Origin of the sequence: Flavobacterium sp., from assembly GCF_047602195.1 — a bacterium.
GTDB lineage: Bacteria > Bacteroidota > Bacteroidia > Flavobacteriales > Flavobacteriaceae > Flavobacterium.
Genome location: NZ_JASGHW010000004.1, coordinates 2,368,817 through 2,382,950 on the forward strand (window position 1 = coordinate 2,368,817; position 14,134 = coordinate 2,382,950).

General features: G+C 48.8%; 16 protein-coding genes. 2 read left to right on the forward strand and 14 right to left on the reverse strand.

Annotated elements, in window-relative coordinates; genetic code table 11:
* Positions 1-594: a 3'-5' exonuclease gene (locus QM717_RS16645; protein ID WP_415039169.1), complete on the forward strand. Its 594-nt coding sequence runs from the start codon at positions 1-3 to the stop codon at positions 592-594.
* Here the strand turns inward: QM717_RS16645 and QM717_RS16650 are convergent.
* From QM717_RS16650 to QM717_RS16715, 14 genes are all read right to left on the reverse strand, one after another.
* A complete protein-coding gene (locus tag QM717_RS16650; RefSeq protein WP_415039171.1) occupies positions 591-1,058 on the reverse strand; it encodes a 4'-phosphopantetheinyl transferase superfamily protein in 468 nt (155 codons plus the stop codon). The genes QM717_RS16645 and QM717_RS16650 overlap by 4 nt on opposite strands.
* Positions 1,055-1,309 carry an acyl carrier protein gene (locus QM717_RS16655; RefSeq protein ID WP_415039173.1) on the reverse strand — a complete coding sequence of 85 codons (255 nt, stop codon included), beginning with the start codon at positions 1,307-1,309 and terminating at the stop codon, positions 1,055-1,057. The genes QM717_RS16650 and QM717_RS16655 overlap by 4 nt, the downstream gene beginning before the upstream one ends.
* Entirely contained in the window at positions 1,306-1,680 is a 375-nt protein-coding gene (locus QM717_RS16660; protein ID WP_415039175.1) for a VOC family protein, read from the reverse strand. Before QM717_RS16660 ends, QM717_RS16655 begins: the two co-directional genes overlap by 4 nt.
* 3 nt (positions 1,681-1,683) lie before the next feature.
* Entirely contained in the window at positions 1,684-2,958 is a 1,275-nt protein-coding gene (locus QM717_RS16665; protein ID WP_415039176.1) for a beta-ketoacyl-[acyl-carrier-protein] synthase family protein, read from the reverse strand.
* Entirely contained in the window at positions 2,955-3,401 is a 447-nt protein-coding gene (locus QM717_RS16670; protein ID WP_415039178.1) for a 3-hydroxyacyl-ACP dehydratase FabZ family protein, read from the reverse strand. Before QM717_RS16670 ends, QM717_RS16665 begins: the two co-directional genes overlap by 4 nt.
* A complete protein-coding gene (locus tag QM717_RS16675) occupies positions 3,401-4,192 on the reverse strand; it encodes an enoyl-ACP reductase (RefSeq protein WP_415039180.1) in 792 nt (263 codons plus the stop codon). The genes QM717_RS16670 and QM717_RS16675 overlap by 1 nt, the downstream gene beginning before the upstream one ends.
* On the reverse strand, positions 4,186-5,238 hold the full coding sequence (locus QM717_RS16680; RefSeq protein ID WP_415039182.1) for a type III polyketide synthase: 1,053 nt from the start codon (positions 5,236-5,238) through the stop codon (positions 4,186-4,188). The genes QM717_RS16675 and QM717_RS16680 overlap by 7 nt, the downstream gene beginning before the upstream one ends.
* Positions 5,235-5,948, reverse strand: coding sequence for a methyltransferase domain-containing protein (locus QM717_RS16685; protein WP_415039184.1), 714 nt, complete (start codon positions 5,946-5,948; stop codon positions 5,235-5,237). Before QM717_RS16685 ends, QM717_RS16680 begins: the two co-directional genes overlap by 4 nt.
* Positions 5,945-7,081, reverse strand: coding sequence for an NAD(P)/FAD-dependent oxidoreductase (locus tag QM717_RS16690; protein ID WP_415039185.1), 1,137 nt, complete (start codon positions 7,079-7,081; stop codon positions 5,945-5,947). The genes QM717_RS16685 and QM717_RS16690 overlap by 4 nt, the downstream gene beginning before the upstream one ends.
* Before the next feature lie 117 nt (positions 7,082-7,198).
* A complete protein-coding gene (gene acs / locus QM717_RS16695; protein ID WP_415039187.1) occupies positions 7,199-9,106 on the reverse strand; it encodes an acetate--CoA ligase in 1,908 nt (635 codons plus the stop codon).
* A 57-nt stretch (positions 9,107-9,163) separates the two neighbouring features.
* On the reverse strand, positions 9,164-10,114 hold the full coding sequence (locus QM717_RS16700; RefSeq protein WP_415039189.1) for a hypothetical protein: 951 nt from the start codon (positions 10,112-10,114) through the stop codon (positions 9,164-9,166).
* 1 nt (position 10,115) lies between these two features.
* Positions 10,116-11,552, reverse strand: coding sequence for an MBOAT family O-acyltransferase (locus QM717_RS16705; RefSeq protein ID WP_415039191.1), 1,437 nt, complete (start codon positions 11,550-11,552; stop codon positions 10,116-10,118).
* 81 nt (positions 11,553-11,633) lie between these two features.
* Complete coding sequence (locus tag QM717_RS16710; RefSeq protein ID WP_415039193.1) at positions 11,634-11,852, reverse strand: DUF6814 family protein; 219 nt, start codon at positions 11,850-11,852, stop codon at positions 11,634-11,636.
* Positions 11,853-11,854: 2 nt separating this feature from the next.
* Positions 11,855-13,348: an MFS transporter gene (locus QM717_RS16715; RefSeq protein ID WP_415039195.1), complete on the reverse strand. Its 1,494-nt coding sequence runs from the start codon at positions 13,346-13,348 to the stop codon at positions 11,855-11,857.
* Positions 13,349-13,524: 176 nt separating this feature from the next.
* Here QM717_RS16715 and QM717_RS16720 point away from each other — a divergent pair, with 176 nt between their 5' ends.
* Complete coding sequence (locus tag QM717_RS16720) at positions 13,525-14,133, forward strand: flavin reductase family protein (protein WP_415039197.1); 609 nt, start codon at positions 13,525-13,527, stop codon at positions 14,131-14,133.
* Position 14,134: the final 1 nt, after the last annotated feature.

Below are 14,134 nucleotides of genomic sequence, written 5' to 3' on the forward strand. Positions count from 1 at the left end.
ATGTTCGACTGGATTAAAAATATCAACAAGGATTATCCCGAATTCTGGAAAAATTACCTTTCCAAATTCGAGAAAAAATCATCGCGTTTTGTTATCGTAAGTACCGAAACCACTGGACTCAACCCTGAGAAAGATGTGATCCTGTCTTTTGGCGCCATGGGCGTCGAAGCCAACAGCATTGTGGTCAGCGATAATTTCGAGGTGATTTTGCTGCAGTACAAATTCCTGCACGACAATGGACTGTCGAATGAGTTCATCATCGAAAGCCAGCAACCCAAATTGGGCGAGCGCGAGGCGCTGCAGGCTTTTATCGAATACATCGGAAATGCAGTATTGGTAGGCCATCGCATCCATTTTGATGTCGAAATGATCAATGAGGCGCTGGAACGAATGGATTGCGGACGACTCAAGAACGAGGCGCTCGATATCGAAATCATGCACCAAAAAGTGGCCGACAATACAGACGGACATTTTTCAATCGACGAATTGTGTAAAATTTACAAGATTATTCCCGCCGATCGGCATTCATCTGCCGAAGATGCCTATACTTTGGCGTTGCTTTTCCTCAAGCTCAAGGCGCGACTCGGGCTTTAATCGGTTAGGGTGACGATTTGCTCGAAACGTCCGTGATGACTGATGGATACGGGCTTTGAGTTGGTTTTCCGGTAAGGAAATCCTTCTTTCTTGACCACTTCTTCCCTGTCTTGCAAATAGCATATTTGGCTGAGTTGCCTTTCTTCCAAGACAGCAACAGTGGCAATACTTTCTGCCGTCACGATGGTGTCGGTGAAATAAAATTGCCCACCGCAAAGCACTTTGCCATCCGCTTGACATGCTATTTTGAGTGGAATAAAGCCGCGAAAATGCGCTGTTCGGTTATGGATTTTATAGACGGCTTCTTTCCTGCTCCATAGACTCCAAACCATCAATGTTGGGTTTTCTGCACGGACAATCATCGCTTGTTCATCAGCCGTAAATATTTTATCGAGATAGCCTTTGCGCTTCCAATTGCTTTCCTTGCGGGCCAATGCCAAATCGATGACGTCGTTGCCGATCATTTCTCACTGCGTTTGCGTTCGATGATTTCCACTGCAGCTTTGACGTTGAGCATTTTTTCCATCGATTCATTGTCGATGACAATGTCAAAGGTTTCTTCCACATCGAGTACGATATCGACCAGATTGGCCGAATTGATCTTGAGGTCGTTGATGAAGTCGGTTTCCTCGGTCAGATTGTCCAATGCCGGTTGGTTTTTGACATAAGGTTTGACGATGGTCTTGAGTTTGGAGATGGTTTCTTCCCGGTTCATAGGTGTGCTTTTGAGATGACAATCCTGAAACCGTCAGGATCGGTATAGGTTTTTCCGTTGTATTTCCAATACGGATTTTTAGCTTCGATTTCCGCAATGTTATGGAGACGAAATCTTTCGGTCAGGTGTTCGAATTCTGCCTGGCTTTCGGCATAAAAAACAAGCAGGTCGTCCTCGTCGGGTTGGTGTTGTGGTTTTGCCGCCGAAACGGTAAACTCTAGGTGCCAATCCGAACCGCGGATTCCAATAAAAATGCCGTCATATCCATCATGGTTGTGGAATTCGCCCAGGATTTCCAGGTCGAGAATCCCGCAATAGAAATCAATGATTGGCTGTAAATGATTGGTATGCCGCGCTGCCCTGAACTTCATCGGTTATTTTTTAAACTTCTTAAAGATAACACATCCGTTGACATCTCCAAAACCAAAACTGGCTTTTGCGACTACATTGATTGGAGTTTGGAGGATATGATGCGGAATCCGTGATGGATCCACAATCGCTGTAATTTCGGGATGCAAATCTTCACAATTTCTATTTGGGAAGACAAAATCATGGTACAATTCCAAAACCGCAGCGACATTTTCAACGCCACCTGCAGCCGACAAACAATGCCCGACGGTCGATTTCAATGAATTGATGTAAGGGAAATCCTTGCCGCTTCGTCCCAATGCCTTGCTCCAGTTTTCGATCTCGAGGCTGTCTTTGGAAGTTGCGGTCAAATGGCCGTTGATCGTTTCTATTTCGGCAGGCGAAATCCCGGCCTCTTTTATCGCTGAACGGATGCATTGCTGTACCGCTTCGGAATTGGGCGCCGTCATCGTGCCCTGTCCTCTTTGCCCGCCAGAATTGATGTTGCCGCCCAATATTTCGCCGTAAATACGTGCGCCTCTTTCCAAAGCCGATTCCAAGTCCTCCAATAACAAGGCACCTGCCCCGCTGCCCGGTACAAAACCCGAAGCGCTTTCGCTCATTGGCCTTGAACCTTGTTCGGGTGCATCGTTGTGCTTGAAAGTGCAGACCTTCATCGCGTCGAACCCGCCCCAGATGTAAGGTCCCGAATCGCTCGTGGCGCCGGCCAGCATGCGTTTGGCCTTTCCCGACTGGATCCTTTCAAACGCCATCAAAATGCTTTCCGTTCCTGTGGTACAGGCCGAGGAATTGGTCGTGACCTGATTGCCAAGCCCGAGTTTGCCGGCCAGATAAGCGCTTACGCCACTGTTCATCGTTTGTGCCACAGCGGTACTGCCCAATCGACGGGTTTGCAATTCGTCAATCTTATAGATGCTTTCGCGGAATTTTTCGATGCCAGAGGTCCCGGTTCCGAAAATCGTCCCGCTGTCCCAATCCGGGCTTGGGTTATTTTCTACAGGTAAGCCCGCATCCTTCCAGGCATCGATTCCGGCCATGACGCCGTATAGGATTCCGGTGGCGGCAAAATTGCGCAGTTCGAGTTCGGTTAAATAATCGAGTTTCTTTTCTTCTGAAATCTGTGGGGTTCCCGAAATCTGACACGAGAATTGCAAATCGGCCAATTGCTGGTCGAAACGGATTCCCGATTTTCCCTGTTGAATGGCATCCAGAAACGCCTCGATCCCGACCCCGTTTGGAGCAACAATGCCAAGCCCGGTAATGACTACCCTGCGTTTCATAATTCTTGTATTTTTGATGTAATCATTCCGGCGATTTTTCCGTTGCATACTTCTTCGCCTTTTTCATTTTTCATGGTGACCTGACATTTGAGTTTGCCGAAACGGAAATAAATTTTCTCAGAAATAACCGTCACCTTTTCATTCGGAAATACGGGTTTTAAAAAATCTATTTCTATTGAAGATAAGGCAATTGTGGTTGTTGATTTCAATTCATCATCCAATAAAAAGATACCCAGACAAACCAGTCCGATTTGCGCCATCACTTCGGTTAAGATAACCCCGGGCGTAACCGGATTGCCTTTGAAATGCCCTTTGTAAAAATCGGCATTTTCGTCCAATTGGTACGTCCCTTCTGCCCCATTCTCATCGATACGGGTCAGTTCGTCCACAAACAAAAATGGAGGCGAATAAGGCAGCTTGGCTATGATTTCATTTTTGTCCATCAATTGATATGTTCGCCACCGTTGACCGGGATCACGGCGCCATTGATCCAAGCCGCTTCGTCTTTACAAAGCAGGTAGACCACGCCGGCCACGTCTTCGGGGGTCGTCAGTTTTTTAAAAGGATTGCGTTGTTGCGCATATTCGATCAGTTTTTCGCTTCCGGGAATCATGCGCAGCGAACGCGTATCGGTTACGCCGGCCTGAATGCAATTGGCCCGGATTCCGTATGGGGCAAACTCCAAGGCGATGTTGCGCGAGATGGCTTCCAGCGCCGCCTTGGCTGTCGAAACCGCGCCGTAATTTTGCCAGGCTTTGTAACTGCCTTCGCTCGTAAACGACAGCACACGCGCATCTTTGGCAAACAAACCGGTTTGGTAAACCGCCTTAGTCCAGTCGTATAAACTCAGTGCCATGGCCTGCAAAGTCACCTGGAAATCATCATTCGACAGCGGGTTTTCGCCCGCCATGGGTTTGAGATTTCCTTTGGCGATGCTGTGCAACAAACAGCGGATGCTGCCTTTCTTGCCAATTTTGGTTTTGATTTCGGCAATGATCTGCTGTTGCTTTTCGGCATTCGACGCATCGGCGTTGAAATCGACAAACATGATGCGGTTGGATTTGATCGAAGTAAATTCGGCTTGTACCTGCTCCATTTCCGTACGCGGATTGCGGTGCACGATACACAAATTCATGCCGTGTTGCGCCAGTTTCTTGGCCGCCGCAAGCCCGAGGCCACTGCTGCCGCCGAGCACGATGGCCCAATAACCGCTGTTGGCAAAATCCCTTACCATTGCAATAAAACGCGTTGTGCTGAAAACCCGGGGCCAAAACTCAGCATTAAACCTTTTTCTCCTTTCTGCGGTTCATTGTCCATGATGTCTTCCAGGACATACAATACCGTGGCGCTCGACATGTTGCCGTACAAACGCAGGATTTCCTTGGTGGTATTGATATTCTTTCCCAAATCAGAGAACAATTCTTCGACCAATTGGATGATTTTTTTTCCACCCGGATGGAAAATCAAATGATCGATGTCGTTGATTTCCAAGTGCTGCTTTTTTAGGAACGGATGGATGATGTCGGGGAAATGCGACGCAATCGTTTCGGGAACATCCACATCCAAAACCATCTGCAAGCCCGAATTGGTGAGTTTGAAGCCCATCATGTGTTCATTTTCATAAAAATGGTACATTTCCTCGGCGATGACCTCGGGTCCCGTTTCGCGCTCATCGGAAGACAGCAGCGCACAGGCCGCGCCGTCGCCAAAAATGGCCGCACTGACCACATTGGCCATCGAGTAATCCTCGAGCTGGAAGGTTGCCGTAGGACTTTCAACCGCAATCACCGCGGCGCGTTTGCCCGGATTGGATTGCAGGAAATTCTTGGCATAGATGATTCCGGAAATCCCGGCGGCACAACCCATTTCGGTAACGGGCAACCGAACAATGTCCTGACGCAACTGCAATTTGTTGATCAGGTACGCATCGAGCGAAGGAATCATGATGCCCGTGCAACTCACGGTAATGATGTAATCCAGATCCTGTGGTTGCCAGCCCGCTTTGGCAAGTGCTTTTTGCAACACCTGCTCGCCCAGCACAATGGCTTCGCGCGCATAGATGTCGTTTTTGTCCTCGAACGAAGTGGCCGTAAAAACCTCGGTCGGTTCCATGATCGAATAACGTTTGTCGACCGCGGCGCCTTCGAAAATCTTCTTGACTTTGCGTACAAAACGGTCTTCCTGCCCCTCGAGCCAGCCGTCGAGCAGCGGAATGATGTCTTGTGTTTGACGCGAATACTGTGGCAATTGCTTGGCCACCGAAATGATTTTTACACTCATATTTTTGAAATGATCCATTGGTAGCGGAAGGCCCATTTCCAATGGATGCTGTAATTTTTAGTGTTTAATTTTTTTGAAAACCCAACCAATTCTTCCCTTTTGAATCCCCTTAAGATCGACACCAGCCCGTCGCTTTTGGGCATCGCTTTTAATCGGAATACGAAGCCGACCAACTGGAAAAGCCGGTAAGCCAAGACATTTCGGTGCAAATCGTTGACCACTACGCCGATACTGGCGCGTTGTTTCAATTGTTGCATGAGCCGGATTACTTGCTCGTCGTCAAAATGGTGCAGCGTCAAAGTGCACAGCGCAATATCGTATTCCAGTTTCTCGAAGTTTTCACCAAAGATATTTTCGGAAAGGTAAATGATGTTGGGATAAAGCGCCGACAACTCACGGGCATAACAGATAGCATCCTGATTGGCATCGATACCGATCAGCTTGAAAACCCAACCATTCCTAGCGGCATAATCCGACAGCATCCGCAACATGTCACCGTTGCCGCAGCCCAAATCGACAATCGTGATTTCTTCCGATTTCGGGATTTTCCTGAGCAACCGCTCGACTCCTTTGCGTGTGATGCGGTTGCCGCCGAGCAGTCGATTGATACCGGCAATCTCATCGAGCGTATCGCGCAAAGCCTCGCCTTCCATAGACAAATCGTCCATGATTTCTGGCTGGTTGGTCCTGAATCGGGTGTCGATCATCATGGTTGCGGTACGGTTAAAAGTTTGCCATGCGTATGGCGGATGATTTTGGGCAGAAGCGATGGGAAGAAGGCGACAACATTCAATGCCCATTCAGACAATGTTTGCCGTTGCAACAGACTGCCCAGCCACCTGCCGATGCGGAGTCGGGAACTGAATTGCTTGTTCCAGGTCATCGTGTATTGTTTTTCGAGGCTTTCACGCGAGGTGATTGCGCCATTGAAATATTGTCCGATCAGTTCCGAGGCGATTTTGGCGCTGTGGATCGCCATCGCCATGCCGTTTCCGCACAGTGGATGGATGAGTCCGGCCGTGTCGCCAATCATCAGGATGTGGTTTTCGACACAGTCTTTTTTGTCGAACGAAATCTGGCTGATGGTCATCGGTTTGTCGAATATCGGTTCGGTATTTTCAAAAACCTGCTTGAGTTCGGGATTTTGATACAGTACTTCTTTTTGGTATTCGTCGATGTTTTTATAGGCTTTGAATGTTGGGAAATCGGCCAGATAGCAAATGTTGATGATGTCATTTTCGACTTTGGAAACCCCGCAATACCCGCCACGGAAATTGTGCAAGCCCACGACATCATCCGAAAGCGTTCCCTTAAAATGTCCTTTTACGGCAAGCCACGGCGATTTCTTGCCAATGAAATGGCGGTGCATTTTCTGGTCGATGTTGGAGCGTTTGCCAAAGGCGCCGATGACCATTTCCGATTGAAGGATCTGGTCGTTGGAAAGCGCCACAGAAAACCGATTGTCCTTGAAATCAATCGAGGTGATGGTTTCACGAATCACCTGGCAGCCATACTCGAGGGCAATCTGGTACAGGTAAAAATCAAGCGCGTAACGGCTCAGCCCAAAACCTCCGAGCGGCAAATCGCCGTCGAGTTTTTTACCCTTACCGGTAGAAAATACGATCTTGGAAATGTGCGCCGGATGCAGGTTTTCGGGATTCACGCCCAACCAGTTCAAATACGGCAGCACTTCATTCGAAATGTATTCGCCACAAACCTTGTGTTTGGGAAATTCATTTTTGTCGACCAAAGTCACCGCAATCCCAATCTTGGATAAGTGGATGGCAGCGGTTAGCCCAGCGAGCCCGCCCCCTGCAATGATTACTGTTTGGTTTGCTTCCATAGGAACGAATTTAGGCAATTCGGCCAATTCAACTGTTGCATATAAACGCAAAAGTTTATATAATTTAACAATTGGCTCCGCCCGATTCGGCCTGCAACCTCAGATGATAAAGGTCGGTTATACCCTTTCGTTCTTGATTTCCTCTACAATTTCTGGATTGAGTAAAGTCGTCGTGTCGCCAAAGTTGGAAAAGTCCCCTTCGGCTATTTTTCTCAAAATACGGCGCATGATTTTACCCGAACGCGTCTTGGGCAAGCCCGACACGAACTGGATCTTGTCGAGTTTGGCAATCGCGCCGATATGGCTAGAGACATGCTGGTTGATTTCGTTTCGCAGGTTGTCGCGATCGCGGGACTCGCCATATTCTTTGAGGATGATGAATCCGTAAAGCGCATTGCCTTTGATGTCGTGCGGAAACCCAACAATCGCCGATTCGGCTACGGCCGGATGTTCATTGATGGCATCTTCGATTGGTGCCGTGCCGAGATTGTGGCCCGAAACGATGACGACATCGTCTACCCTGCCGGTGATTCTGTAATAACCGACTTCATCGCGCAAAGCACCGTCCCCTGTGAAATATTTGCCCGGGAAAGTAGAGAAATACGTGTCTTTGTACCGTTGGTGGTCGCCCCAGATCGTACGCGCAATCGATGGCCATGGGAATTTGATGCACAGGCTCCCGACGACTTGGTTGCCTTCGATTTCGGTACGCGTCTCATCCATCAGCACCGGCTGGATTCCGGGTAAGGGCAAGGTCGCATAAGTCGGTTTGGTCGGTGTAACGAACGGAATCGGCGAAATCATCACGCCGCCGGTTTCGGTTTGCCACCAGGTATCGACAATCGGGCATTTCTTTTTGCCGACATGGTCGTTGTACCAATGCCAGGCTTCTTCGTTGATCGGCTCGCCTACCGAACCGATCAGTTTGAGCGACGACAAATCATGGCTGTCGACCCAGGAAGAATTTTCCTTGGCGAGCGAACGGATGGCAGTCGGTGCGGTATAAAATTGCGTTACCTTGTGCTTGTCGATGACTTCCCAAAATCTTCCAAAATCAGGGTAAGACGGAATACCTTCGAAAATGACCGTCGTCGCGCCATTGAGCAGCGGACCGTACACAATATAGGAATGTCCGGTAATCCAGCCAATATCGGCCGTACACCAGAACACATCGTTTTCTTCGTAATTGAAAATATTCTTGAACGTGTAGCCCATGTACACCATATAACCGGCGGTCGTGTGCAGCATGCCTTTGGGTTTTCCCGTCGAGCCCGAAGTGTACAAAATAAACAACGGATCTTCGGCGTCCATGATCTCGGCGACGTTGTTGTCTGAAGCGGCATCGAGCAACGGTTGCAGCCATTGGTCGCGGCTCGGGTTCATGTTGACCGGCGTATTCGTGCGTTTAACTACCAGGACTTTCTTTACCGATGGGCAATTCTGAAGCGCTTCATCGATGATGCCTTTAAGGTCAATCGTCTTGTTGCCGCGGTAGCCGCCATCGGCCGTAATGACCATCTTGCAATCGGAATCGTTGATTCTTGTTGCAACGGCGGAAGATGAAAATCCCGCAAAAACCACCGAATGGATCGCCCCGATTCGCGCACAGGCCAAAACCGAAATCGCGAGTTCGGGAATCATCGGCAAATAGATACAGACGCGGTCGCCCTTGCCGATGCCTTGTTCGCGCAGTACATTGGCCATTTTGCAGACGCGTTGGTGCAGTTCGGTATAGGTGATGTGCTGGGCGGGTTCGCTCGGGTCATTGGGTTCGAAGATAAAGGCGGTCTTGTTGCCGCGTCGGGCCAAATGACGGTCGATGCAGTTCTTGACGATGTTGACCTTGGCGCCAACAAACCATTTGATGTCGGCTTCGGCCATATTGAATTCGACCACTTTTTCCCATTGCTGGTACCAGGTAAAATTTTCCTCGGCAATCTTGCCCCAGAATTTACGTGGTTCGCGGATCGATTTATTGTAATGCTTGAAGTATTGTTCCAGGTTTTCGATTTTGTAGTAACTCATGGTATGGTTTCGTTGGTATCAAACAAATTTAGCGATTTGCAATCGATTGCAATAGCATTATTTTTTCAGAATGGGCTTTAGGCGCGTGATTAATTTTTGCGTGAACAGATCGGCGCCGGTCTTGTTCAGGTGGCTGGCGTTGTAGAACAGCGATTTTTGCTGGCAAATGGGGTCGGATGAAAAATCAAGAAAAGGAATTTGGTTGGCTTGGGCGACTTTTTGGTAATAATCCATCATTTGCTGACGATTGGCCACGAACCGTTGTCCCTGGATGTATTCGGGGGCATAGACGAAAATCAGATCAATATTAGCCTTTTGGCATTCGGCGACAAAACGTTCGAACAAACGCATGGTCGGCGCATGGAATGCGATCACATATTTCTTTTGCGAGGCCAAAGCCGATTCCATGTCTTTGGTCCAAGTCATGTCCATGCCGGCAAATCCTTTCTGCCTGATCGGGGTCATCGGAACACCGCAAACGATCTTTGTGATTTTGTCGATGGCGTCTTTTTGCCCGGCGTAACGGATCAGTGGGACAAAGTAGTCATAAGCCGCGAAACCTTCCATTGTATGCGTGTATTGGTACACTTGCCTGTTCCACAGCATGGTCGGGAGGAATTGGTCGGGATTGTAGAGGTCGACGCGTTTTTGCATCGAAAAGGCATCGAGCGATAGAATGATCGTTTTGGGTTTGGGGTTTCGTTTGGTGAATTCCAGATGGCGCAGGTATTGCAACCAGAAGTTGTGTCCATCGATCCCGAAATTGTACATTTTTTGGGAAAGCGAGTCTTCCATCATCTGCGAATTGAAATGCACCCAAGCGCGCGAGGAACCATAAACTGCCACGTCGCAACGAAGTTTTCCGCCGTAGATGTCGCGGTTGACCTCGATTTCGCCCGTCTCGAAATGCGCCTGGAGCAATCGATCCGAAAAATAAAGGTCTAGCGGATAGGCCAACAACAGGATCGGCGCCAAAAACCACAATATTCGGGACAGGAATTTTTTCATGCTAAAATTGGAAATAAATGAAATTCTGCTCCTTACCCGAAAAATAAAAGATCGAGACGATCAGCACATAATAAAACGCATAACGCACCGGACGGTTCAACCGGTAACCGATGCCTTCAATCGCAAATTTGTGTTGTCTTCCCGCCCATTCGATCAGCATAAACAGTCCCAAAATCACAAAGATATTGGTCGGTCGCACTTCGGGGACCGAAAACAACGAGCGGCTAAAGATACCCGACAAATAGGACCACGCATGACCGACGCTTTCGGCCCTGAAAAAGATCCAGGCCAGCACCGTAAGCGCAAATGTCGATACCATCTGGAACGTTTCTTTGAGGGACGGAAATATTTTGCCCTGAGCGACGATTTCGAGGTTGTCGCGGTTCTTGTTGGTCAGCAACAAAGGCAGGAAGTATAAGGCATTGAGTCCGCCCCAAACGATAAACGTCCAATTGGCGCCATGCCAAAATCCGCTGACCAGAAAAATGATGAACGTATTGCGCACACGCATCCAGGTGCCGCCTTTGCTGCCGCCGAGCGGAATGTACAGGTAATCGCGGAACCAGGTCGAGAGCGAAATGTGCCACCTGCGCCAGAATTCGGCGATGTCGCGTGAAAAATAAGGATAGGCGAAATTGCGCAGCAGTTCGACGCCAAACAAACGCGCCGTTCCGAGCGCAATATCAGAATAGCCCGAGAAGTCGCCGTAAATCTGGAACGTAAAGAAAATGGCGCCCACGAGCAATGTGCTGCCCGAATAATCGCCCGATTGGTTGAAGATTTCATTGGCAAAATGCGCACAACTGTCGGCAACGACGATTTTTTTAAACAACCCCCAAAGGATTTGCCGCAAACCGTCTATGGCCTGCTCGTAATTGAAAACACGCCTGGACTTGATCTGCGGGAGCAAATGCGTGGCGCGTTCGATCGGTCCTGCCACAAGCAAAGGGAAAAAGCTCACAAAGACGGCATAATCGACAAAATTGCGCTCGGCGTGGATGCGCTGTTTGTAAATGTCGATCACATACGACAATCCGTGGAAAGTGTAAAACGAAATGCCCACGGGAAGAATCAGGCCGAGCGTGGACGGGCTGACCTGGAATCCCAATTGCGCCACGCTTTCGGCAAAGGACTGGGCAAAGAAATCATAGTACTTGAACACGCCCAGGAAACCCAGGTTGACCGAAATACTGAGCCAGAACCAGAATCTCTTGAAATGGAACTGCTTGGCCTGCTCCATCTTGATTCCTGTGTAATAATCCAAAAACGTCGAGAAAATCAGCAGGAACAAAAACCGCCAATCCCAGCAAGCGTAGAAATAATAGCTCGCTACCAGCAGCAACAGGTTTTGTGCCTTGAGACTTTTGCCGACGACAAACCAATAAAGCAGGAATACTATCGGGAGGAAAATCGCAAAATCAAACGTATTGAACAGCATTTTTTAAGGGGTCAAAAGCAGATGGGAGATCATCGCGCCGACGGTAAAAATATAAAAATTAATCTACTGCGGCAATGCGTCTCAATCATTGTACTCGCCTTTAAGCGCGTAGTATCCAAAGGTTCCAAGCCCCAGCACAATCAAAGGGGTCAGGATGAACAGGATGATGATCCCAAAAACCAGATCGTCCTGTTTGCCGGTCTCCAATTTGGGCAAGCCAAAAATGAAAATGCAGAAATAGGCCGCGGCCAAAGCCAGTGCGAGCCATACGATGCCGAGTATTCTTTTGATCGCGTTCATAATTAATCGTGTAAGGTATTGATTTTTCTGTCGATGTAAATCATCCCGATCACAAAGCTGATCGAGGCGATGATGATTGGATACCACAATCCTTCTAGGTAAAACTGTGCATCGCCGGCTTCCTTGGCATTCGTGACCAGATAAGTCGAAATTGCCGGAAGCAATCCGCCGAAAATCCCGTTGCCGACGTGGTACGGCAGCGACATCGAAGTGTAGCGGATCTTGACCGGGAACATTTCGACGAGGAAAGCCGCAATCGGGCCGTAGACCATCGTCACGAAAATGACCTGGATCCAGACCAGAAAAATAAGCAGCCATTTGTCGTGCGAATTGATCAGGAGCGTTTTGGCGTCGGGTTTGGCCGACCGTCCATTGATGTCTTTGGTGCTGGTGACTTTTAAAGTCGTGCCGTCATTGTATTGGGTTTTGGTGGTAATGATTAGATTCTGGTCGGCGTCGGGTTCGCTGCTGGCTTCTTTGGTTATTTCGGTTTTATGCTTGACATCGACCGTATCGTACATTTTCTGGTAAATCGGACGATAGAGTACAATCGCCAATAGCATCCCGACCATCATGACGCTTTTGCGTCCCACCTTATCGCTGAGCCATCCAAAAATGACAAAGAACGGGGTGCCCAATAGCAAGGCGATGCCGAGCAGGCCATCCACCTGCGAAGAATCGATGTTCATTACGGTTTTCATGAAGCTCATTGCATAAAACTGCCCCGTATACCAAACCACGCCCTGCCCCATCGTCGCGCCGAACAAGGCGAGCAACACAAATTTGAGGTTGTAGCGGTTGCCGAAACTTTCCTTTAAAGGATTGGTGCTGGTTTTTCCTTCGGCCTTGGCTTTGGCGAATTCGGGCGATTCGTCCATTTTCTTGCGGATTAGGTACGACACGAACACCATCAATATCGAAACCCAGAACGGTACGCGCCAGCCCCATTGGTCGAATGCACTTTCGGACAAAACCGTCCGTGTAGCCAAAATGACCATTAGCGAAACAAACAAGCCTACGGTCGCGGTCGTCTGGATCCATGAAGTCCAATACCCTTTTTGTCCTTTGGGCGCATGCTCGGCCACATAAGTTGCCGCGCCGCCGTATTCGCCACCTAAAGCCAATCCTTGCAACAGACGTAGGATCAGTACCAAAACCGGCGCGAGATAGCCGATGCTTTCAAAACTGGGCACACAGCCAATCAGGAATGTCGCCCCGCCCATGAGCATCAGCGTCACCATAAAAGTGTATTTTCGGCCAATCAAATCGCCAAGCCTCCCGAAGAACAACGCGCCAAACGGACGTACCACAAAACCCGCCGCAAAAGTGGCCAATGTCGACAAAAATGCCGCCGTCGGGTTGCTGTCTGGGAAAAATTTGGTGGAAATTACCACGGCAAGGCTGCCGAAAATGTAGAAATCGTACCACTCGATCAAGGTACCCATAGAAGAAGCTGTGATGACTTTCCAGATTCCTTTTGCAGATGTTTGGCTCATAGTTAAGGGGTTATAATTTTCTAAATTAGAAAAAAAATCGAACCGACAAAACCGCGAACGATGTTCTACCGATTTTTCAGACAAGTTGCAAACCCTGTTAAAAATTTCAAGAATTGTTTACCGAAAACGATTGAGCAAACGCCAGATTTTTACTTAATTTGTAAAAACAACCAACCATGCATATTGATCCGCAGGAAATCGACCCTCGAGCGGTCTATAAACTATTAACCGGAAGTGTGATTCCACGCCCCATCGGCTGGATTTCGAGCATCAGCCCCGAAGGCATTCCCAACCTCGCCCCTTTTTCGTATTTCAATGCCGTAGGCGAAGATCCGCCGCATGTGATGTTTTCGACGATCCGTCCGAACAATACCAATAAAGACACCCTCAATAACGTACTGGCCACAGGCGAATTTGTCGTCAACATGGTCACCGAAGATACCGTCGAGCGCATGAACCGCACTTCAGAAATGGTGCCGCCCGATGTCGATGAGTTTGAACTCGGCGGGCTTACCCCTATTGCGTCGGTCAAGGTCAAACCGTTCCGCGTGGCCGAAAGCCCGATCACGATGGAATGCAAAGTCGTCCACCATTACACACTCGAAGACCATAAAAATGGCGGTGCGACGATTGTGGTCGGCCGGATCGTGTTGTTCCACATCGACGAAAGCGTCTTGCTCGACGATTACAAAATCAACATGCAGACGTATCGCCCGGTTTCAAGATTGGCCGGGGCGAACTATGCCAAACTAGGAGAAATTTTTACCATCAAAAGACCCATATAAA

What these genes read in the sequence shown, in the direction of transcription:
- QM717_RS16715 (WP_415039195.1), bottom strand. Translation starts at nt 13,348, where the DNA reads ATGAGCCAAACATCTGCAAAAGGAATCTGGAAAGTCATCACAGCTTCT.
- QM717_RS16700 (WP_415039189.1), bottom strand. Translation starts at nt 10,114, where the DNA reads ATGAAAAAATTCCTGTCCCGAATATTGTGGTTTTTGGCGCCGATCCTG.
- QM717_RS16690 (WP_415039185.1), bottom strand. Translation starts at nt 7,081, where the DNA reads ATGGAAGCAAACCAAACAGTAATCATTGCAGGGGGCGGGCTCGCTGGG.
- QM717_RS16705 (WP_415039191.1), bottom strand. Translation starts at nt 11,552, where the DNA reads ATGCTGTTCAATACGTTTGATTTTGCGATTTTCCTCCCGATAGTATTC.
- QM717_RS16665 (WP_415039176.1), bottom strand. Translation starts at nt 2,958, where the DNA reads ATGAAACGCAGGGTAGTCATTACCGGGCTTGGCATTGTTGCTCCAAAC.
- QM717_RS16655 (WP_415039173.1), bottom strand. Translation starts at nt 1,309, where the DNA reads ATGAACCGGGAAGAAACCATCTCCAAACTCAAGACCATCGTCAAACCT.
- QM717_RS16720 (WP_415039197.1), top strand. Translation starts at nt 13,525, where the DNA reads ATGCATATTGATCCGCAGGAAATCGACCCTCGAGCGGTCTATAAACTA.
- QM717_RS16675 (WP_415039180.1), bottom strand. Translation starts at nt 4,192, where the DNA reads ATGGTAAGGGATTTTGCCAACAGCGGTTATTGGGCCATCGTGCTCGGC.
- QM717_RS16710 (WP_415039193.1), bottom strand. Translation starts at nt 11,852, where the DNA reads ATGAACGCGATCAAAAGAATACTCGGCATCGTATGGCTCGCACTGGCT.
- QM717_RS16650 (WP_415039171.1), bottom strand. Translation starts at nt 1,058, where the DNA reads ATGATCGGCAACGACGTCATCGATTTGGCATTGGCCCGCAAGGAAAGC.
- acs (WP_415039187.1), bottom strand. Translation starts at nt 9,106, where the DNA reads ATGAGTTACTACAAAATCGAAAACCTGGAACAATACTTCAAGCATTAC.
- QM717_RS16685 (WP_415039184.1), bottom strand. Translation starts at nt 5,948, where the DNA reads ATGATGATCGACACCCGATTCAGGACCAACCAGCCAGAAATCATGGAC.
- QM717_RS16660 (WP_415039175.1), bottom strand. Translation starts at nt 1,680, where the DNA reads ATGAAGTTCAGGGCAGCGCGGCATACCAATCATTTACAGCCAATCATT.
- QM717_RS16670 (WP_415039178.1), bottom strand. Translation starts at nt 3,401, where the DNA reads ATGGACAAAAATGAAATCATAGCCAAGCTGCCTTATTCGCCTCCATTT.
- QM717_RS16680 (WP_415039182.1), bottom strand. Translation starts at nt 5,238, where the DNA reads ATGAGTGTAAAAATCATTTCGGTGGCCAAGCAATTGCCACAGTATTCG.
- QM717_RS16645 (WP_415039169.1), top strand. Translation starts at nt 1, where the DNA reads ATGTTCGACTGGATTAAAAATATCAACAAGGATTATCCCGAATTCTGG.